A 20,089-nucleotide genomic window follows, 5' to 3' on the forward strand; every position below is an offset into this window, starting at 1 on the left:
AGGCCGCTTATGACTTATCATTTTACCAATCCAACGAAAGCCGTTATTGATGACTATATGAGGTCAGCAAAGACCATTGCAGTGGTGGGTTTATCACCTCGTGAGACGAGTCCTGCCTATAAAGTAGCTAAACGAATGCAGGAAGCGGGCTACCGTATCGTGGGTATCAATCCTCGATACAGCGGTGAGTTGATTTTAGGTGAGCCTGTTTATGAGAGTCTAGCTACCTGTCCTGTAGCCCTTGACATTGTTGATGTTTTTAGACCGAGCGAGGCTTTAGCAGATGTAGCGCGTGATTTTTTGAAAACAGACGCCAAGGTATTTTGGGCACAGTTGGGCTTAGAAAGTCAAGAAGCAGAGCAGCTTTTACGAGAGCAAAAGCGTGATGCGATTGTAATGAATAAATGCCTTAAAATAGAATATGACAAGATGAGATGACAGGTAAACTGTCGTCTTTTTTAGGAAATATTCCCAAAGTATTGACTTTTTTGGTATAATGAAGATATTGAGGGTTACGCTATAGCAAGATGTTATCTCATCGCGTAAGGAAAGGAGGAGGTTGATGGACGTTGAACTAAAACCAAAATCACATAGAGCTTATGAGCATGTTTTAGCGCATTTGCGTGACAAACATGTGCGTATCACAGAGACACGCAAGGCTATTATCGCTTATATGGTAGATAGTGATGAGCATCCAAGTGCGGAAAAGATTTACAAAGACCTTCTGCCCATCTATCCTAGCATGAGTCTCGCTACGGTTTACAATAACTTGAAAGTCTTAGTGGACGAAGGATTTGTCGAGGAGATTAAGATCAGCAACGATAGTACGACTTATTATGATTTTATGGGGCATGAGCATGTTAATATCATTTGTGAGTCTTGTGGGAAAATTGTTGATTTTAAGGATGTGGAAATCTTGGATATCTCTCAAGAAGCCTATGAGCAGACCCAATTTAAAATTACAAAGATGCAGCTGATGGTTTATGGGATTTGTCCTGAGTGTCAGCTTGATCAAAATAGATAAAAAAGACTGGTATAACCAGTCTTTTTACGATGTTTGTAAAGTGGCAAAGAGGTCTTTGACTTCTTGGACGGACTCAGCTCTGGAGACAGCACCACGAATTTTAGCAGCACCAGAAGTACCACGTAGATAGTGCGGCGCTAAGCCACGGAACTCACGAACAGCAATTGCTTCGCCTTTTAGATCAGTTAGGCGCATGAGGTGATCTAGAGCGATGGCTAGCATTTTTTCAAAAGGAAGGTCAGGCAGTTCTTCACCCGTTTCAAAGAAGTGGTTGATTTGCGTAAAGATATAAGGGTTACTTCTAGCCCCTCGTCCTACCATGACAGCATCGGCACCGATTTCTTCAATCATAAAGGCAGCATCTTGGACGGAACGGATATCTCCATTGGCGATGAAAGGAATTTCTGTGATGGCTTTAGCGACGTTGGCAAGTGTTTCGTGGTCACAGACACCTGTGTACATTTGCTCTCTGGTGCGTCCGTGCATAGCAAGAGCAGAGACACCAGCAGCCTGAGCGGCTAGGGCATTTTCCACGGCTAGACTGTTATCTGACCAACCAGTACGCATCTTGACGGTCAAAGGAATATCAAGGACAGACTTGACGGTACTGATGACCTTATAGATTTTTTCAGGGTCTTTTAACCACATGGCGCCCGCTTCATTTTTAACGATTTTATTGACGGGACAGCCCATATTGATATCAACGAGGTCAGTCTTGGTATTTTTTTGGATAAATTCAGCAGCACGTGCTAAACTATCGCCATCGCTGCCAAATAATTGGATAGAGACAGGATGTTCGCCCTCATCAATATGGAGCATATGAAGGGTTTTTTCGTTATTGTACTGAATGCCTTTATCAGAGACCATCTCCATAACGACAAGACCAGCTCCGAATTCCTTAGCGATTGTCCGAAAGGCAGAGTTGGTCACACCAGCCATAGGAGCAAGGACGGTGCGGTGGGGAATTTCAACATTTCCAATGTAAAAAGAGCTATTAAGCTTTGTCATTGATAATCTCCTCTAAGTCATTTTCTGAAAACGTGTAAGTTTGATTGCAAAATTGGCAAGTAATCTCAGCTCCATGGTCTTCTTCTTGCATGGCTTTAAGGTCATTCGTAGGTAGAGCAGCAAGGGCATCTTCAAAACGCTCAGCTGAACAATCGCAAGCAAAACGCAACCCGTCTTCTGATAAGCGTTTGTAGTCATCCTCACCGTAGATGGCATCAAGAAGAGCATCAATAGGCTTTTCAGATGCTAGTAAGGTTGATATGGCAGGCATATCCTCAATACGTTTTTCATAGCGTTTGATATCTTCTTCAGAAGCACCAGGAAGGACCTGCAGCATAAAGCCACCAGCTACTTTGACCTTATCATTGTCATCGAGTAAGACATTGAGTCCCACAGCAGAAGGCGTCTGTTCGCTTTCGGTTAGGTAGTAGGCAAAGTCTTCCCCAATTTCCCCAGAAATTAGAGGGGTCATAGATGTATAAGGCTGACCTGTACCATAGTCAGTGATGACGATAAATTGACCTTGCCCCATAAAAGGACCAACTAAGACTTCGCCAGTTGCTGTCTTTTTGATGTCAACACCCGCATTTTGAATGTAGCCTTTGACATTACCATGTGTATCTGCGACAGAGATGATATGCCCAAATGAGCTATTACCGATAATTTTGAGGGTGATTTTGCTATCACCTTTTTGGTTGGCAGCAAGCATTTGATTGGCAATGAGCGCACGTCCAAGTGCTACGGTAGAACTTGATAGCGTTTGATGTTTTTCCTGTGCCTCAGCGACGCTCTGACTACAATCTAGAACATAAGCACGAAAGGCACCATTACTTGAAATTGATTTAACGATTTTATCCATACTTGTTATTATACCACAAAGCGTTTATTTTGCATGAATGAGGTTTTCCTATACCTATAAAAACAATCCATAGTCACTATGGATTGTTAGGGTGTCGTATCTTCTTTGAGTTGTTCTTGGACGTCTTTGCCATCATTGAGTAGAGATTGGATAACCTTTTGGTCACGGAGCTTGACAGAGTCGTTGATAGTTTCTGCTGACTTGATGACTGCCGCTTCAAGTTGAGCTCGTTTTTGGCGTCCGTTAGTGATGGCTGCGATAATCATATTGTTTTGAGAAACTAAACTCTCAGCAAGGGCCGTTACGGATGCGACAGAGACCGTAGGGTTTTGAGCTGTTTTTTCGAGCATAGGGATGGCTTCCTTGCTGGTTTCTGCGAGCATTTGGAGCGCTGCGTTATTGGCATTGACAATAGCATCAGCTGTCATTCCTGATTTGATAGATTGTTGCATGACACCGAGTTGTGCGATAGAGAGTTTCATCGTAGGGATGGTATTGCGGCGCAACATACCTAGTTTTTGACGCATATCAGAGGAAACTTTGACGAGATTTCGCATTTGGGGAGTGGTTGCCCAAGCAACATAGAGACGGCTTAGATACTCTGTATGTTGTTGTTCAAGAGTGTTGATAACCTCGGTGGTATGGGCGAGTTCATTACTTTTGAATTGATAGTCAGGGATAGTGCTATCAAGCATATCCAGCTCTTCTTGGATAGCCTTAGCACGTGAGGTAGCTTCTTTTTGGCTAGCTTCTAAAAAGGCAATGACACCAACCAAGTTTTCAATAGATTGGTTGTTATCTTCGATGAGCATCTCAGCTGAGACGATATTGCGCGCAAGAACTTCTTCTTGCTTGACGACAGAGGCTGCCATACTGTCCATTCGTTGTTCGATGGTCTGAGAATCAAAGTAAAATTCCTGCAAGGTGTTTTTGCTTTGTTTGAAAAGCTTTTGCAGAAAATTTTGCTTTTTTTCAAGCTCTGCTGGTGTCGCGTCTTTATATTTGGCAATGAAACCGTTGAGTTCACGGTTGGCATTGCGTAGCAAATCATCCACTTGAGGAATTTGCAATTTCTTTTGTTCAGAAAGAATATGATTGACCGTGATGTTGACATTTTCAACTGCAGCTTGACCAAAGTCTAATAGTGCATTTTGGTCAGCTAAAAAAGTGTCCACAAGACTAGGCACTTTTTGAGTGATGGCTTTTTGTTGCTCAGGCGTGAGCTTATCAAAAAAGGAAACCTGCCCAGTATGACTGGTGTCAGCACTTGTGATAATGGCGGTTGTTTTATCTGTTTTTGTTAGCGTATTGTCAGCGATTTGATCAATATCAAAATTAAAGGTATCTGTCATCCTAATCTCCTTGATTATCTAAGTGATCGCGCATAATGCGTAAGCTAATATCAAAATCTTTCATGTCATTTTCATTGAGTTGACGCAAGGTCTCGTCTAGATCATAGTCAAATTGAACCAGCGCATCTCTAGCATCGGATAAACGCTTTTCAGCATTATAATAGTCTTTAGGAGAAGCTTTGATTTTTAAATAACCAGAAAGCACATCCTCAAAGCGCTCCATACTGACTTGGTGTAGAGCAGCTAGCTCTTCTTTATTATCAGCTTCTTCAATCTTTTGTAAAATAGTCTTGTGGTCTCTTTGAATGTTTTGATAAGTGGTTAATATCTCTGGTGCTTCTTTGGTGATAAGCTTTTCAAAGTCAGTTGTTGTTTGATCGTCTTTTTCTGGGCTTGGTTCATCATAAGAAGTATTTTGGGGATGCTTGAGGTCATCTAGGGCTGTTAGGATATCATCGTAAGCAGCTTCTGAGCGGTGTTTTAAACGTTGATAAGTATCTTCTCCAATGTCTGATCTTAAGGTATTGATTTCGGATTGGATCTGCTTGATTTGAGGAAGCAGTTGCTGTGCTTTTTGGCTATATTGCTCAAAATCTTTGTCTTCCCAGAGTCTATCAAGCATTTTGATACGTCTGTCTGCTTGGCGAATGTTTTCTTGTAGGGTCTCTATACGCTGTTGAGTGGTTAGGTAGGTCATTTGTTTGTGTTTGTTGGTGTAGTATTTTCCGATACGATAGATACCGTATCCACCAGCTGCGAGAAGTCCGATAGGCAAAACAAATTTGAGAACAAATAGGACAAGTATGATAAAGATAATAGTGCCGATGATACTATCACTAGATTGGGTTGAACGTTTTGACATAGATCTCCTCACTTTTTTGTTAATCTGTCTTTATTGTAGCTTAAAAAATAGGATTAGACAACTTTTCATACCCTTCTTGTGTCAAAGAATTTATCTCTATAATCATGTCTATGATACGAAGATAAGAAGAAAGAAGTCTAGGCAATGACCTAGACTTCTTAGCATTCTGGAAAGAGTTTATCTAAAATTTTACGTGTGATAGCTTGACCAGGCCCTTCCTGACAGTAGGTGTGCATGTACATAGATGGGTTGAAGTTTAGCTCGATGCAGGTTGCAGGGATTTTCTGTTCAGGGTGTTTGAGGTGTTCATCTGGGATGATAAGGTCAACACCACAGGCCCATGCGCCCATAGCACTTGCCATTTGGCTAGCGAGGTCTTTATAATAGTCTGGCATAGTATCGGTTACATCGACAGAGTCGCCACCTGTTGAAATATTAGAGTTGCGTCGTAGATTGACCTTAACACCAGCTTCTACGACACTATCGACATTATAGCCTTCTTGTGCTAGCATAAGACGCTCAATATCGCCTAATTGGATGATTTCAAGGGGAGAGCGATGGTCGTAGCCACGTAGAGGGTTTTGGTTTTTCAGGGCGACCAATTCAGCAATTGTATGCTTAGCATCTCCCACGACATTAGCAGGTAAGCGTAATAGTACAGCCTCACATTTACCGTCAAGGACAAAGAAACGATACTCGGTACCTTCGATGTATTCCTCCACTAAAATACTACTATCTTCTGCAAAGGCTATATCAAGAGCTTTGCCGTAATCTTCAAATGAACATGCTTTCTTAAAGATGGAAATACCCAAGCCAAAGTTGGTCGATTTTGGTTTGACAACAATAGCTTTATCTCTGATATGTGTATAGTAGTTAAGGGCGTCCTTCTTTTGCTCAAAGGCTTTACCTAGAGGGACTTTAAAGCCTTTTTCAGCCAATATTTTCTTAGTGACGACTTTATTAGCCATAGCTAGAGGGACGACATAGTTATCTTTAGAAGTCATATTAGCATTTTTGACCCATTCGATGTGATTGTGGTGCCATAGCTTTAAAAATTGGTCATCTTCATCTAAGATGTCAAGGTTAATCCCTTTTTGGATAGCATCAAACATAAGCATCTGCGTAGATAATTCCATATGTTCAAAGCCCTTCAGCGCATAGGGTGCCTTAAAGGCGTCAGCATGATAGGTTTGACCGATACGCTTGCCAAAATCTTCTAGGGAATGCTCTGTTATCTCGTTTAGAAGTTGCCCTGCTATGGTGAGCTTAGGGTGATTAACTTGCTTGATAAGCGTGTTGAGTAAGTCTTGGTAATAATCATCTAACCCAAAGGCTGTGATAATTGCTGACATAGCTGTGATAATCTCATCAACAGGAGCCGTCTTTGGAAGGGCTTCTAGCGGGTGTGATAAAGCGATAAGATTATTGAGTTGATCTGCTTCTATCAATGTTTTTGTGATATCTTGTGGGCTATCAAGCCATAGGAGCGCTAATATAAAAAGATGAGTCGTATCTAGGGTTTCTTGGCTAATAGCTAGCGGTGTGTAAGGATTAAGGTCAAAAGAGCGGCATTCCAGATAGCTGATAGGATACTCCAGATAGCTTTGACATGATTTTTGTCCTCTAAAGCGCACAGGAGAGTAGTGTTCTTTTTCAGCGATAAGTTGCCCCGTTGAGACACTTTGTGTGAGTGTCTCAACGTAGTCCTTGATAGACTCATAAGAGATAGACAGGTCCTTGTGGTTGACATATCCTAGGTGACTAGAGCGTATAGAGCGTACAGGACTGGTTAATGGTGTCTTTAGAAAGCCTTTTTCAGCAATAGGACTAGCGCCATAAAGGTAGGTTAGCAACCAGCGATAACGTAGAAAGTTCTGCGCTATTTTGAGGTATAGCTCATTTTGAAACGAAGTTCTATCCTCATAGTCACTTAGTATAAAGAGTTGGTCAAGAATATCTGTATCCAGTGCTATGTTAAAATGAATACCTGACATACTTTGTAAGGTTTTGCCGTATTGTTTGGCGAGATATTGTCGATATTGATAGTCAGATGGGTCTGTCAGCTGAGCAATGTCGATGTCGTCTTCATTGAGACAAGCAGGCATAGATAGTGGCCAGAGATACTCATCCTTATCAATAGAGCGGTAAGCAACGTCACTAATAGCTTTTAACCATCTAAGGCATTCTGTTGTTGAGGAGGCAACAGGTGTGATAAGCTCGAGTTGTGCCTCGCTAAAGTCGGTTTGGATATAAGGGTGGTAGTCTCTTGAGCCAAGCGTTGTTGGATGCGCGCTTTTAGCAACATGGTTTGTCTTTTGACACATGCGTAAAGATTCACGCTCAAGCCCAAAAGTCCCCTCAAGAATTGCTAAACGCTTGTCTGCTTTTTGTAGTAAGCCATCAATAGTCATAGTCGTCTCCTCATTTATCATCGTTGTCTAAACAATATCATTCCTATCTCATAGTGTAACTCATTGTAGGGAAAAAGACACGATTTTACTATGGATTCTTGAAAAAAGAGTGGATTTTGCTTATAATGGAGTGTAAGACAAACTTGCAGGTGAGATTCCTGCCATGGTTTTCTAAGAAAGGATTGGGCAGTAAAGCCCAGTGTTTAAGATATGACGTCAGTAGTAGTTGTAGGTACCCAGTGGGGAGATGAAGGTAAGGGAAAAATCACAGACTTTTTGTCTGCAGATGCCGAAGTTATTGCGCGTTATCAAGGTGGCGACAATGCAGGACATACAATTGTGATTGATGGTAAAAAGTTTAAATTGCATCTCATTCCATCAGGGATTTTCTTTCCAGAGAAGATTTCAGTGATTGGCAATGGTATGGTAGTCAATCCCAAATCTTTAGTTAAAGAATTGAACTATCTTCATGGTGAAGGGGTAAGCACTGAGAATTTACGTATCTCAGATCGTGCTCATGTCATCTTACCTTATCATATTGAACTGGATCGCCTTCAAGAAGAAGCCAAGGGTGACAATAAAATTGGAACGACCATCAAAGGTATTGGTCCAGCTTATATGGATAAAGCTGCACGTGTGGGAATTCGCATTGCCGATCTTTTGGATCGCGATATATTTGCTGAACGTCTAAAGGTTAATCTAGCCGATAAAAACCGTCTCTTTGAAAAAATGTACGATGCAGATCCTATTGCTTTTGAGGCTGTTTTTGAGGAATATTACGCTTACGGTCAAGAAATTAAAAAATACGTAACAGATACATCTGTTATTTTAAATGATGCTCTTGATGGTGGAAAGCGCGTCCTTTTTGAAGGAGCGCAAGGTGTCATGCTTGATATTGATCAAGGGACATATCCATTTGTAACCTCATCAAACCCAGTCGCAGGTGGGGTGACAATCGGTTCAGGAGTAGGTCCAAGTAAGATTGACAAGGTTGTAGGTGTATGTAAAGCTTATACCAGTCGTGTTGGTGATGGTCCATTTCCAACCGAACTTTTTGATGAAGTGGGTGATCGTATTCGTGAGGTGGGTCACGAGTATGGTACGACAACAGGACGTCCACGTCGTGTCGGATGGTTTGACTCAGTTGTGATGCGTCATAGTCGTCGTGTTTCTGGTATTACAAATCTATCGTTAAATTCGATTGATGTTTTGTCTGGTCTTGATACGGTCAAGATTTGTATTGCTTACGATTTAGATGGAGAGCGTATTGATTATTACCCAGCTAGTCTAGAAGCGCTCAAGCGTTGTAAGCCTATTTATGAAGAATTACCAGGTTGGTCAGAAGATATTACTGCTTGCCGTAGTCTTGAAGAGTTACCTGAAAATGCTCGTAACTACGTTCGTCGTATCAGCGAGTTAGTGGGTGTGCGTATCTCGACGTTTTCTGTAGGTCCAGGACGTGAGCAAACCAACATTTTAGAAAGTGTTTGGAGCAGCATTTGATGATAGAAAACCGTGAGCTTGTCTTGCGGTTTTTCGATAATACCTACTCTAATAGCAACTATTAGTGTATAATTAAGGGATAATCTGTATTTTTAAACAAAATGGTACCAAAATAAGACTGTTTAGGTTATAATAAACCAAAAGGGTGATGTTTATGTATCAAGTAATTAAAATGTACGGTGACTGGGAGCCGTGGTGGTTTCTGGATGGGTGGACAGATGATATCGTCTCTCAAAAAGTTTTTACTGATTTTGAGGAGGCGGCTCGTTATTATGAATCTCAGTGGCAAAAAGAAAGTGAGAGTTATTGCTGTTATGACAGTCACAAGGACTTTTTGACAGCGTTTTGGGACCAAGAGGATACACGTTGGTGCGAGCCTTGCGGTGATTATTTGCAGCAATATCATTCTTTACTGCTCCTAGAAGATGGCGAGATTCTCCCTAGTAAGTACCATCGCGACAGTTTGGTTAGAAAGAATTGTAAAACCCCTCAAAAAAATTGCCAACTTAAAGGTTAATCAATCAGCTATGTTACAGTAGCTGATTTTTTTGTTTATTTTGAAAAATAGTCAAAAAATAAGCATGTTTAACAATAAGTTGCGAATAGAATAAGTGAGCAGGATAACAGGCACATATATCCTTTAATAAGTAGTAAAAACAACTCAATAATTCATCATAAAACAGTGCCTCCTGCTCATTTTTTATTGAAATATGAAAGACATTTAGAGGTGATAAGATGGTACAAGCACTAGCAGTTGAGCTTATCAAGAAGGCGGTTGCTGAAAACGCTCAAGATGTATATATTATCCCTAAATCAGACCACTATGAAGTGTTTATGCGTATTGGAGATGAAAGGCGGTTTATTGATGTTTTTGGGAGTGATAGGATGGCTAGTCTTATTAGTCACTTTAAATTTGTTTCAGGAATGAATGTCGGTGAGAAACGCCGTAGCCAGCTAGGTTCTTGTGAGTATAGTCTCTCTTTAGATGAGATGGTTTCCTTACGCTTGTCAAGTGTTGGTGATTATAGAGGATTAGAGAGTCTCGTTATACGGCTCTTATATTCTGGAAAGCAAAAGTTGTCGTACTGGTTTGACGGTTTAGCTAAGTTGCAAGATGCCGTTGGTGGACGTGGTTTGTATCTTTTTTCGGGTCCTGTGGGTAGTGGCAAAACGACCTTGATGCATCAATTGGTAGCTTCTTCGTTTAAGGATAAGCAGATTATCACCATAGAAGACCCAGTGGAAATCAAGCAAGACAGTATGCTTCAGTTACAGCTCAATGATAGCATTGGTATGACTTATGATAACTTGATTAAATTATCCCTTAGGCATAGGCCTGATATTTTGATTATTGGAGAAATCCGTGATAGTCAGACAGCACGAGCGGTTATCAGAGCGAGCTTGACAGGAGCTATGGTGTTTTCGACTATTCACGCCAAAAGTATTCAAGGAGTCTATGCGCGCTTACTGGAGTTAGGTGTGTCTAAAGAAGAGCTAGATAATAGCTTGCGCTTGATTGCTTATCAGCGTTTAATAGGGGGAGGAGGTGTTGTTGATTTTGCCCAAAAAGATTTTCAAAAGCACTCTAGCACAGACTGGAATGACAAAATGGACAGACTGGCTAAAGATGGACATATCACTAAAGAAGCAGCCAAAATCGAAAAAATTAACGACTAAAGAGCAAAGTAAGTTGATTCAGTTATTTAGCAATCTTTTTGCTAGTGGATTTACCCTTAGTGAGATGGTTACTTTTTTAAAACGTAGTCAATTAGTCAAAGATAGTCATACCCAGAAGATGACAGAGGCTCTTCTAGCTGGAAATGGCATGGCAGATATGATGTCGGTTGTCGGTTTTTCGGATGCTGTTGTCACTCAAGTTTCCTTAGCTGATATTCATGGTAATACGCATCAGAGTCTTATCAATATTCAGTCTTATCTGCTTAGCATGGATAAGGTCAAGAAGAAAATTATAGAAGTAGCCACTTATCCTTTCATTTTGTTGCTATTTCTTATCATGATTATGCTGGGGCTAAAAAATTATCTGCTTCCTCAATTAGATAAGGGGAATCTGGCGACACAGCTGATCGCTTCTTTTCCGATGATTTTCTTAGGTGTTATGGCGTTGGTGGTATTTTTAGGTATAGTCTTAGTTGTGATAGCCAGACGTTTGCCTAGGATGACTCTGGTTAGAAGGCTTAGCAAGATACCTTTAGTCGGAGGCTATGTCAAATTGTATCTAAGCGCTTATTATGCGCGTGAGTGGGGTAATCTAGTTAGTCAAGGCGTGGATTTGGTTAGTATTGTTCAATTGATGAAAACGCAAAAATCACGTCTATTTCAAGAAATTGGTCAGGATTTAGAGACTAAACTCTTGGCTGGTCAAGCTTTTCATGACACGGTTTTAGCTTATCCCTTTTTTCTTACAGAGCTTGGGCTTATCATCGAATATGGTGAGATTAAGGCGAAATTGGGTAAAGAATTAGCTATTTATGCTGATGAGACTTGGGAGCTCTTTTTTTACCGTTTGCAAAGGGCAACACAATTGATACAACCCTGTGTCTTTATTTTAGTTGCTCTTGTTATTGTCATGATTTATGCAGCGATGCTGTTACCAATGTATCAAAATATGGAGTTTAATATATGAAAAAGTATCTAGAACATCTTAAAAACCGTAAGGCTAAAGCTTTTACTTTGATTGAAATGCTAATTGTTTTAGTGATTATCAGTGTTTTGTTGCTGCTTTTTGTGCCTAATTTAGCAAAGCAAAAGGACAATGTCACTCAGACAGGCAATGCAGCTGTGGTCAAGGTTGTTGAAAGTCAGGCAGAATTGTACAATCTTAGTCACGATGATAAAGCAACACTAGCTAAGTTAGTTCAAAATGGGGATATTTCAAGCAAACAAGCTAAAGCTTATAATGATTACTATGCTCAAAATGCTAAAGAAACTGCCAACGTGGCAAATTAAAGGGTTTACACTCTTAGAGAGTTTGGTGACTTTAGTTGTCGTCTCTTTGATCACATTGACTCTGTCAGGCACTATTCAGACGACATTTGCAACTGTCAAGGAACATCTCTTTTGGCTATCTTTTGAGCAGCTTTATCGTGATACGCAAAAGATGAGTTTGGTTAGTCAGACACCGATGACACTGCAAGTGGGAGAGACCATCAGTAATGGGGTGACTCAATTAGAAGTTCCTAAAACGGTGCAGGTGTTGGAAGCGCGACAGATTATGTTTGACCGCGCAGGAGGCAATTCCTCACTTAGCAAGATTCAATTTCAAACAGAGGCTAAAATAGTCACTTATCAGCTATATTTAGGGAGTGGTAATTATAAAAAATCAGAAACTGGGCGCTTACATTCTCCTTGAGAGCTTAGTTGCGCTAGCTATTTTAGCTATGATTTGTAGTTTAGTCCTTGCAGAATGCAACAAGCAGCAGAAGCGCTTAAGAGCAAGTCAGGCTAGACAGGAAGCTTTGGTCTTAGCGACAATGGCGTTTCAAACGAAAGAAGATAGTCTGAGCATGAATGGTGAGACTATTCAGATAAAGCGCTCCAATAAGGGCATCTGGGTCTATCATAATGGAGAGGAGCTACTACATGCTCAGAAAAAGTAAGTTGAAGGCATTCACTCTTTTAGAATGTTTAGTTGCTTTGCTTGTGATTTCAGGATCAGTCCTTGTTTATAATGGTTTGACACGTGTTTTATCTGCTAATATTGTTTACTTATCACGTCATCAAGAGACTGATTGGTTGTTGTTTGTGCAACAACTGCAGCTAGAGTGGTCAGAAGCGCGCTTTGAAAAAGTAGAACACAATAAGGTTTATGTGACTAAGGGAAATCAAACGCTAGCTTATGGGATTTCTAAGCGTGACGATTTTCGAAAGACGTCTGGTGATAATCGAGGCTATCAACCAATGTTATTTGGTCTTGATAAGTGTCAGATCATAGAGAAGAATGGACGTGTCGCCTTACAATTAACCTTTAAATCAGGCTTAGAGAGGACAGTTATTTATGATTTTAAAGGGTAAAGTTAAGGCTGGCATCCTTCTTTATGCTCTGTTAATGTCAGCACTATTTACACTGATGCTTCAATTCTATTTGGGTCGAGTTATTGCAAATGAGAGGCAACAAATAGCTCAAGAGTATGCTAGTAAAGCTTATCTGATAGCATTAGTGGCCAAAGATAACGCTAAAGATACGATGGTATTTGAGGATGCTATGGTCGAGATAAATAAAGCTAAGGGAAGTTATGTCGTGAGTGTTCAGCTATCAGGAGATAAGTCTTATCAGTATCGCTTTGATGATCGCAAAGCATCAGATGAGCTAGCTAATAGTTCGTCATCAGACTCTCTAGAGACTTCTCAAGTAGAGCAAAAATCTGATGATAACCCAGAAAGCCAATCTAGTAAAGTATCTGATCAGTGAGTTTCAACCACTAGCCTCACTTTTCTTTCTTTGTGATTTTTGTTATGATAACAATCGGAGGAAGATATGAACTTTGAAACTATTGAAAAGGCTTATGAGTTACTATTAGAAAATGTCCAACGTATCCAAAGCCAATTGCAAACCAATAGCTATGATGCGCTCATTGAGCAAAATGCCTATTATGTTAGTGGTAATCAGACCCTACCAGAAGTGATGGCTAATAATGAGGCGCTTAAAGCACTCCATTTGTCAGCAGAAGAATGGAGACGCACTTTTCAATTTTTGCTATTGAAAACCTTGCAGACAGAGCATCTTCAAGCAAATCATCAGCTAACGCCTGATAGTATTGGCTTTTTAATTTTGTATTTACTAGAGCAGCTAACGCCAGCAGATAGCATAGATGTGCTTGAGATAGGAAGTGGAACGGGAAATTTAGCTCATACTTTATTAAACAACAGTCGTAAAACGCTAAACTATATGGGTATAGAAGTTGATGACTTGCTTATTGATTTATCAGCGAGTATTGCAGATGTCATAGAAAGTCAAGCTCAATTTGTCCAAGAAGATGCTGTACGTCCACAGCTAATGAAAGAAAGTGATGTTATCGTGAGTGATTTGCCGATTGGCTATTATCCTAATGATGAGATTGCAAAGCGTTATCGGGTAGCTAGTCCAACTGGACACACGTATGCCCATCATCTTTTGATGGAGCAATCGCTAAAGTATTTGAAAGACGATGGTATTGCTATCTTCTTAGCGCCTACAAGTCTTTTAAATAGCCCTCAAAGTCCTTTACTAAAGGAGTGGCTAAAAGGCTATGCTAGTATGATAGCGGTTATTGCTCTTCCTGAGACCTTATTTGGACAAGAGGAAAATGCAAAGTCTCTGTTTATTCTAAAAAAACAGGCACAAGAAACATCTGAGACCTTTGTCTATCAGCTGGGTGATTTACAAAATCGTCAAGAAATGACAGCGTTTATCACAGCTTTTCAAAATTGGAGAGCGCATTAGTGGTAAAATACCGTATTTTGTGGTAGAATGCAATTATAGTGAAAACGCTTAATTTTACGAGGTGACTTATGACAAAGACTATTGCAATCAATGCAGGAAGTTCCAGTCTTAAATGGCAACTATATCAAATGCCTGAAGAGACTGTTATTGCAAAAGGATTGATCGAGCGTATCGGGCTTAATGACTCGGTATCAACGGTCAAATTTGATGGGAAAGAAGTTTCTCAAACGCTTGATATTACTGACCACACACAAGCTGTAACCATCTTACTAGAAGATTTAAAACAACATAGCATTATCAAAGACTATGCTGAGATTACAGGTGTTGGGCATCGTGTTGTTGCAGGTGGTGAATACTTCAAGAGTTCCGCTCTTGTGACAGATGATGTTATTGAGAAGATTGAGGAATTATCTTTCTTAGCACCTCTTCACAATCCAGGAGCTGTTGCAGGTATTCGTGCCTTTAAGAATTTATTGCCAGATATTGTTAGTGTAGCGGTATTTGATACGTCTTTTCACACAACTATGCCTGAGCATGCTTATCTGTATCCCATTTCTCAAAAATATTATCGTGACTATCAAGTCCGTAAATATGGTGCACATGGTACAAGTCACAAATACGTAGCTCAGGAAGCTGCTAAAGTGCTAGGGCGTCCACTAGAAGAGTTGAAATTAGTAACAGCCCATATCGGAAATGGTGTTTCTATCACAGCAAATGCATATGGTAAATCAGTTGATACCTCTATGGGCTTTACACCATTAGCAGGTCCTATGATGGGGACACGTTCTGGTGATATTGACCCTGCAATTATTCCTTATCTCATCTCAAAAGATCCTGAGTTAAAGGATGCTAGTGATGTTATTGCTGTTTTAAATAAAGAGTCAGGATTGATTGGTGTCTCTGGTGTCTCTAGCGATATGCGTGATATTGAGTCTGGTATGGAAAAAGGTGATAAAGATACTACTCTGGCTTACACTATTTTTGTTGACCGTATCAAGAAATTTATCGGACAATATTTTGCTGTTTTAAATGGTGCAGATGCTATTATCTTTACAGCAGGTATGGGAGAAAATGACCCTCTTATGCGTAAAGATGTTGTTGAAGGGCTATCTTGGTTTGGTTGTGACATTGATCCTGAAAAGAATGTCCGTGGCGCTGAAGGTATTATCTCAACACCAGCTGCTAAAGTACCAGTTCTTGTCATTCCGACAGATGAAGAATTGATGATTGCGCGTGATGTTGAGGCGCTAAAAGCTTAATTTGTTATCACATATATGATAAGACCAGAAAAGCTGTGGTATGACCATAGCTTTTTTGTTGGTAGTTATGATTTAAAGTCAGTTTCTATGGTATAATAGAGTATCTTTTCATGTGCAAGAGAGAATTTGTGATGATATTTAGGAGGGAAAAGATGTCACTCATTTGGGATAAAGTCAAAATAATAGCTATCATAATTGGTTTTTTCGTGATTGATCAATTGCTATTTATACTAGGTATTAACTTTGCAGCTGGTTTTGGGATGACGCTTATGATCAACGTGTTGACTGTTATAGTGTTCACTCTTTTTTGGCTCTATGCCAAAAAGCGTCAGCTGATAGCATTTGGTAGCGTATCGGCTAAATCAGCTCTGCTATGGGTCCTTGGTGGTTATATCGCTATTTATTTTTTCAATTATGTGGGGCTTACGATTGTTTCTCTTCAGGCTAGTGATAATGTGCATAATCAAGCTATCCTCCAGCAAATAGTAGCTGTGTCTGCGCCAAGTTTTATAAGTTTATTTATGATTTTGGTGGGACCACTTATTGAGGAGTTAATATGCCGCTATCTGATTCCTAAGGTACTCTTTAAAGGTTACGAGCCTCTAGGTTTTGTAGTTGGTGCAGTGGTTTTTGCGGCTCTACATGTTCCTCAGAATCTTGGGAGTTGGATCATCTATGGTGGTATGGGAGCTGTCTTATCTTTTGTTTATTATAAGAGTAAACGCTTTGAGTACAGCCTTCTTTTACATATTATCAATAATGCTATTGCTGTTGCGATTTTATTCATGCTGGTATCGTAAAAAAAGACCTTTGAGAATAACTCAAAGGTCTTTTGCTTTTGTGATAGTGGCATCAATGCTTGAGACAACACTAGCTGTAAAATTGTTTTTTTCTAAGTCTAAAAGTCCAGCAATTGTCGTTCCCCCAGGGCTACAGATGGTATCTATTAAGTGATTAGGTGTTTCTTGCCCATTGAGGAGTTGCTTACTGCTAGCAAAGACTGTTTGTGCGACGATATTAAGCGCCGTATCTTTTGAAAAACCATGTTTAAGCCCAGCTTTTGTCAAAGCTTCGATAAAAAGATAGATGTAAGCAGGGCTAGAGCCTGCCAAGGCAGTGAAGGTATCAAAATCTTTTTCAGCAATAGCAAAAGTCTTTCCAAAAGTGTTGCAAATATCAAGGCAGGTCTGAAAGAGTGCATCAGAGACATAAGCGTTGGCGCAAATTGCTGTGCTGCTTTCAAGGATCTGAGCATTGATATTTGGCATAATACGAATGAGTGGTAGTTGTGCTTGTGTGAGTTGGTCAAGGCGCTCTAAGCTGATACCAGCTGCCATGGACATGATAGGCTTGTCTATGGTTAAGTCGGCAAGGACTGATTCAAAGAGTTGGGGTTTTATCCCAAAAACAACTAAATCAACTGTATCGATGAGTTCTTGATGAGAGTTAGCACAGGGGATTCCTAGCTCTGTTGCTAGTTCTTTTGAGCGTTTTAGAGATGAGCCTGATAGGATGAGCTCGTGGTTGCTATGCTTTAGAGCTTTGATGATAGCGCTAGCCATTTTGCCAACTCCGATAAAACCAATCTTCATAGAAACTCTCCTAATAGTTCTTGATAGTATCCACAGTGCTACGGTCTAGTCTTTTGACGATAGCTTGTAGAAATGCTTGGGCTTCTAGGAAATCATCTAGAGCGTAGAGTGTTTGGTGTGAGTGGATGTAGCGTGCGCAGACACCAATTGTCGTCGAAGGGATACCGTTGTTTTGAAGGTGCGCAGCCCCAGCATCAGTTCCCCCTTTGGCAGCATAGTACTGGTATTTGATACCTGCTTCTTCAGCGGTAGTGAGGAGGAAATCACGCATGTTTTTGAGCATGATATGACCTGGGTCGTAAAACCGAATCAAAGTCCCATCGCCAATATGCCCTTGTTCTCCATAAACGTCTCCGGCAGGTGAGCAATCCACAGCAAAGAAAAGATCTGGGTTAAATTGAGTAGTGGAGACATGGGCGCCACGTAGCCCGACTTCTTCTTGGACATTAGCGCCTGCGATGAGTGTGTTTGGCAGCGTTGTATGCTTGAGGTGTTCTAGTAGCTCACTGACCATGAGGACGCCATAGCGATTGTCCCATGCTTTTGAGATGACATTTTTGCGATTGGCTGTCAGGATAGCTTCTGATTGAGGGACGATAATATCGCCTGGAGAAACACCAAAAGCGAGTGCTTCAGCTTGGTCACTAAAGCCTGCATCAAAGATAATATCAGAGATATTTGGTAGTGCAGGTGAGCTACTTGCCCCACGTAGAAAATGAGGTGGAATAGAGCCAGAGATAACAGGGATAGCCTGCTCTTTTCGTGTGTAGAGCATAAAACGCTGGGAGCTCACAACAAGAGGGTTCCACCCCCCAATACCAACGGCTCGAAGAGTCCCATCAGCTTTGATATCAGATACCATAAAGCCGACCTCGTCCATGTGAGCAGCTACCATGATACGTGGAGCGGCTGCATCTTGGTGATGTTTAATCCCAAAAATCCCCCCAAGGCCATCTGTTTCAACGTTATCTACCAAGGGGCTTATCTGTTTTTTGATAAAATCGCGGACACGGTATTCATAGCCTGCGATACCATCTAGTTCAGTTATTGTTTTGATTTTGTTAAAGAGTTCTTTCATAAGCTACCTCAATTCTATACTGATAGTGTAACATGTTTTGACTTGAAAAGTCTAGCGCCTTGGGAGTCTAGTGGTATGAGGGATAATGATTTAGACAAGGGATGATAACTTGTCCTAAATTTTAGTAAAATGCTTGAGGATAGACGTCTAAGGTTTTGTTTTGAGGTGTTTTATGGTAGAATGGGGTCACCGATATACGTATGATATATGAGAGGGGATATGATGCAACAACCAACATCTTATGAAGCTATTGCAGCTTATGTAGAGGCAAACGAGCCAGTAGTTTTCTTTTTTACGGCAGATTGGTGCCCAGACTGTCAATTTATTTACCCTGTTTTAGATGAGATTGAGGCCTCTTATCCTCAATTGACTTTTGTGCGTGTCAATAGAGATGATTTTATGGATTTGGTAAAGACATGGCATATTTTTGGTATTCCTAGCTTTGTCGTCACTCAAAATGGTAAAGAATTGGCGCGTTTAGTCAATAAACAACGTAAAACAAAATCAGAAATTATGGAATTTTTAGATAGTGTCAAAGGAGAAATATCATGATTTTTACTTACAATAGAGCTCACGTCGGAGATGTTTTGATGGTTATCATCAGAGAGACCAATCAAAAACTAGATAGTGAGCGTCGTGGCTCAGTAGCTCGTATTTTTACAGTCGATGACAATCAAACGGTTGCATGGAATATTTTTGATGTCTCAACTAAAATAGCTATTGAAGGTTCTGGTCAAGTTAGTCTTAGTGATGAGGCTGTCGCTACTTTGAATCAAGACTTAGAGAAAGAAGGATTTTCAGAACGTCTTATTAATGACAGCACACCTAAGTTTGTTGTAGGCGAGATTGTAGAGATGACCCCTCATGCAGATAGTGACCATCTCAATATTTGCCAAGTGGCGATTTCAGCGCAAGAGAGTGTTCAAATTGTTGCTGGTGCCCCAAATGCAGCTGTTGGATTAAAAACGATTGTAGCTCTTCCTGGTGCGATGATGCCAAGTGGTAGTCTGATTTTCCCAGGAAAGTTAAGAGGAGAAGATAGCTTTGGTATGATGTGCAGTCCACGTGAGCTAGCTCTACCTAATGCCCCTCAAAAGCGTGGTATTATTGAGCTTGATGACATGGCTGTCGTTGGTGAAGCGTTTGATATGGCTAAACATTGGCAATTGGCTTAAAAAAGATAACAATTTTGTTATCTTTTTTTAGTTGTTTACGAATAGATAGATAAGGAGGCACAAGAGATGTATAATAAAGTGATTTTGATAGGGCGTTTGACGACAACGCCAGAAATGCATAAAACGGCTACCGATAAATCCGTGACACGTGTTACCTTAGCTGTCAATCGTCGTTTTAAAAATGCTAATGGACAACGTGAGGCTGATTTTATCTCAGTAGTTGTTTGGGGGCGTTTGGCAGAGACTTTGGCAAGTTATGGTACCAAAGGTAGCTTGATGTCTTTAGAGGGTGAACTAAGGACACGTAAGTATGATAAAGATGGTAAAACACATTATGTGACGGAGGTTTTAGCAGGGTCATTCCAATTATTAGAAAGCCGAGCGCAGCGTGCGATGAGAGAAAATAATAGCAAGGATGATTTAGCTGATTTGGTTCTAGAAGAAGAGGAGCTTCCCTTCTAATTAGTGATACTCTGATTAAATAGTCTTGATTTTCCTTATCTTCTAAAATAAGCTTGACAAAATA

General features: G+C 40.5%; 24 protein-coding genes. 17 read left to right on the forward strand and 7 right to left on the reverse strand.

The features are described 5' to 3' along the window. Positions 1-9 precede the first annotated feature (9 nt). Together ACLN19_RS04775 and perR are read left to right on the forward strand one after the other, a co-directional pair. Positions 10-438, forward strand: a complete 429-nt coding sequence (locus ACLN19_RS04775) for a CoA-binding protein (protein WP_413383843.1) — start codon at positions 10-12, stop codon at positions 436-438. Between the two features lie 124 nt (positions 439-562). Next, positions 563-1,024: a peroxide-responsive transcriptional repressor PerR gene (gene perR, locus ACLN19_RS04780; protein WP_413383845.1), complete on the forward strand. Its 462-nt coding sequence runs from the start codon at positions 563-565 to the stop codon at positions 1,022-1,024. A 24-nt stretch (positions 1,025-1,048) separates the two neighbouring features. Here the strand turns inward: perR and dusB are convergent, their stop codons facing one another. The 5 genes from dusB to gshAB all read right to left on the reverse strand — a co-directional run bounded on the left by dusB (position 1,049) and on the right by gshAB (position 7,516). Further along, on the reverse strand, positions 1,049-2,032 hold the full coding sequence (gene dusB, locus ACLN19_RS04785; RefSeq protein ID WP_413383847.1) for a tRNA dihydrouridine synthase DusB: 984 nt from the start codon (positions 2,030-2,032) through the stop codon (positions 1,049-1,051). Further along, positions 2,019-2,891 carry an Hsp33 family molecular chaperone HslO gene (hslO, locus tag ACLN19_RS04790; RefSeq protein ID WP_413383849.1) on the reverse strand — a complete coding sequence of 291 codons (873 nt, stop codon included), beginning with the start codon at positions 2,889-2,891 and terminating at the stop codon, positions 2,019-2,021. Before hslO ends, dusB begins: the two co-directional genes overlap by 14 nt. Positions 2,892-2,977: 86 nt before the next feature. Further along, positions 2,978-4,243 (reverse strand): toxic anion resistance protein, encoded by a 1,266-nt coding sequence (locus tag ACLN19_RS04795; protein WP_413383851.1) that lies wholly within the window; start codon positions 4,241-4,243, stop codon positions 2,978-2,980. 1 nt (position 4,244) lies between these two features. Then, on the reverse strand, positions 4,245-5,105 hold the full coding sequence (locus ACLN19_RS04800; protein ID WP_413383853.1) for a hypothetical protein: 861 nt from the start codon (positions 5,103-5,105) through the stop codon (positions 4,245-4,247). Positions 5,106-5,263: 158 nt separating this feature from the next. Continuing rightward, the gene (gene gshAB, locus ACLN19_RS04805; RefSeq protein WP_413383855.1) at positions 5,264-7,516 is read right to left on the reverse strand and encodes a bifunctional glutamate--cysteine ligase GshA/glutathione synthetase GshB; all 2,253 of its coding nucleotides are present in this window, start codon (positions 7,514-7,516) and stop codon (positions 5,264-5,266) included. 210 nt (positions 7,517-7,726) lie between these two features. On the opposite strand from gshAB, the gene ACLN19_RS04810 reads away from it, so the two are divergent. The 12 genes from ACLN19_RS04810 to ACLN19_RS04865 all read left to right on the forward strand — a co-directional run bounded on the left by ACLN19_RS04810 (position 7,727) and on the right by ACLN19_RS04865 (position 16,518). Then, positions 7,727-9,019 (forward strand): adenylosuccinate synthase, encoded by a 1,293-nt coding sequence (locus tag ACLN19_RS04810; RefSeq protein WP_413383858.1) that lies wholly within the window; start codon positions 7,727-7,729, stop codon positions 9,017-9,019. Between the two features lie 154 nt (positions 9,020-9,173). Further along, entirely contained in the window at positions 9,174-9,536 is a 363-nt protein-coding gene (locus ACLN19_RS04815) for a DUF1033 family protein (RefSeq protein ID WP_413383860.1), read from the forward strand. 218 nt (positions 9,537-9,754) lie between these two features. Beyond that, positions 9,755-10,696, forward strand: coding sequence for a competence type IV pilus ATPase ComGA (gene comGA, locus ACLN19_RS04820; protein WP_413383862.1), 942 nt, complete (start codon positions 9,755-9,757; stop codon positions 10,694-10,696). Then, the gene (gene comGB / locus ACLN19_RS04825) at positions 10,620-11,663 is read left to right on the forward strand and encodes a competence type IV pilus assembly protein ComGB (RefSeq protein ID WP_413383912.1); all 1,044 of its coding nucleotides are present in this window, start codon (positions 10,620-10,622) and stop codon (positions 11,661-11,663) included. The genes comGA and comGB overlap by 77 nt, the downstream gene beginning before the upstream one ends. Next, positions 11,660-11,986, forward strand: a complete 327-nt coding sequence (gene comGC / locus ACLN19_RS04830) for a competence type IV pilus major pilin ComGC (protein ID WP_413383864.1) — start codon at positions 11,660-11,662, stop codon at positions 11,984-11,986. Before comGB ends, comGC begins: the two co-directional genes overlap by 4 nt. Then, positions 11,955-12,389: a competence type IV pilus minor pilin ComGD gene (gene comGD, locus ACLN19_RS04835; protein WP_413383866.1), complete on the forward strand. Its 435-nt coding sequence runs from the start codon at positions 11,955-11,957 to the stop codon at positions 12,387-12,389. Before comGC ends, comGD begins: the two co-directional genes overlap by 32 nt. Continuing rightward, positions 12,343-12,636 (forward strand): competence type IV pilus minor pilin ComGE, encoded by a 294-nt coding sequence (comGE, locus tag ACLN19_RS04840; RefSeq protein ID WP_413383868.1) that lies wholly within the window; start codon positions 12,343-12,345, stop codon positions 12,634-12,636. Before comGD ends, comGE begins: the two co-directional genes overlap by 47 nt. Continuing rightward, positions 12,620-13,051 carry a competence type IV pilus minor pilin ComGF gene (comGF, locus tag ACLN19_RS04845; RefSeq protein ID WP_413383870.1) on the forward strand — a complete coding sequence of 144 codons (432 nt, stop codon included), beginning with the start codon at positions 12,620-12,622 and terminating at the stop codon, positions 13,049-13,051. Before comGE ends, comGF begins: the two co-directional genes overlap by 17 nt. Next, positions 13,035-13,448 carry a competence type IV pilus minor pilin ComGG gene (gene comGG, locus ACLN19_RS04850; RefSeq protein WP_413383872.1) on the forward strand — a complete coding sequence of 138 codons (414 nt, stop codon included), beginning with the start codon at positions 13,035-13,037 and terminating at the stop codon, positions 13,446-13,448. Before comGF ends, comGG begins: the two co-directional genes overlap by 17 nt. A 66-nt stretch (positions 13,449-13,514) precedes the next feature. Continuing rightward, a complete protein-coding gene (locus ACLN19_RS04855) occupies positions 13,515-14,459 on the forward strand; it encodes a class I SAM-dependent methyltransferase (RefSeq protein WP_413383874.1) in 945 nt (314 codons plus the stop codon). A 68-nt stretch (positions 14,460-14,527) separates the two neighbouring features. Further along, complete coding sequence (locus ACLN19_RS04860; RefSeq protein ID WP_413383876.1) at positions 14,528-15,718, forward strand: acetate kinase; 1,191 nt, start codon at positions 14,528-14,530, stop codon at positions 15,716-15,718. Between the two features lie 152 nt (positions 15,719-15,870). Further along, positions 15,871-16,518, forward strand: coding sequence for a CPBP family intramembrane glutamic endopeptidase (locus ACLN19_RS04865; RefSeq protein ID WP_413383878.1), 648 nt, complete (start codon positions 15,871-15,873; stop codon positions 16,516-16,518). Positions 16,519-16,539: 21 nt separating this feature from the next. Here the strand turns inward: ACLN19_RS04865 and proC are convergent, their stop codons facing one another. Both proC and pepA read right to left on the reverse strand, forming a co-directional pair. Continuing rightward, positions 16,540-17,310 carry a pyrroline-5-carboxylate reductase gene (proC, locus tag ACLN19_RS04870; protein ID WP_413383880.1) on the reverse strand — a complete coding sequence of 257 codons (771 nt, stop codon included), beginning with the start codon at positions 17,308-17,310 and terminating at the stop codon, positions 16,540-16,542. A gap of 10 nt (positions 17,311-17,320) precedes the next feature. Then, positions 17,321-18,388, reverse strand: a complete 1,068-nt coding sequence (pepA, locus tag ACLN19_RS04875; RefSeq protein WP_413383882.1) for a glutamyl aminopeptidase — start codon at positions 18,386-18,388, stop codon at positions 17,321-17,323. Positions 18,389-18,610: 222 nt separating this feature from the next. On the opposite strand from pepA, the gene ACLN19_RS04880 reads away from it, so the two are divergent. The 3 genes from ACLN19_RS04880 (at position 18,611) to ACLN19_RS04890 (ending at position 20,025) form a co-directional block, all read left to right on the forward strand. Further along, positions 18,611-18,940, forward strand: coding sequence for a thioredoxin family protein (locus ACLN19_RS04880; protein WP_413383914.1), 330 nt, complete (start codon positions 18,611-18,613; stop codon positions 18,938-18,940). Then, on the forward strand, positions 18,937-19,563 hold the full coding sequence (ytpR, locus tag ACLN19_RS04885; protein WP_413383884.1) for a YtpR family tRNA-binding protein: 627 nt from the start codon (positions 18,937-18,939) through the stop codon (positions 19,561-19,563). Before ACLN19_RS04880 ends, ytpR begins: the two co-directional genes overlap by 4 nt. Positions 19,564-19,629: 66 nt before the next feature. Further along, positions 19,630-20,025 carry a single-stranded DNA-binding protein gene (locus tag ACLN19_RS04890; RefSeq protein WP_413383886.1) on the forward strand — a complete coding sequence of 132 codons (396 nt, stop codon included), beginning with the start codon at positions 19,630-19,632 and terminating at the stop codon, positions 20,023-20,025. Positions 20,026-20,089 lie beyond the last annotated feature (64 nt).

This window comes from Streptococcus lishijunsis, assembly GCF_047290665.1.
GTDB lineage: Bacteria > Bacillota > Bacilli > Lactobacillales > Streptococcaceae > Streptococcus.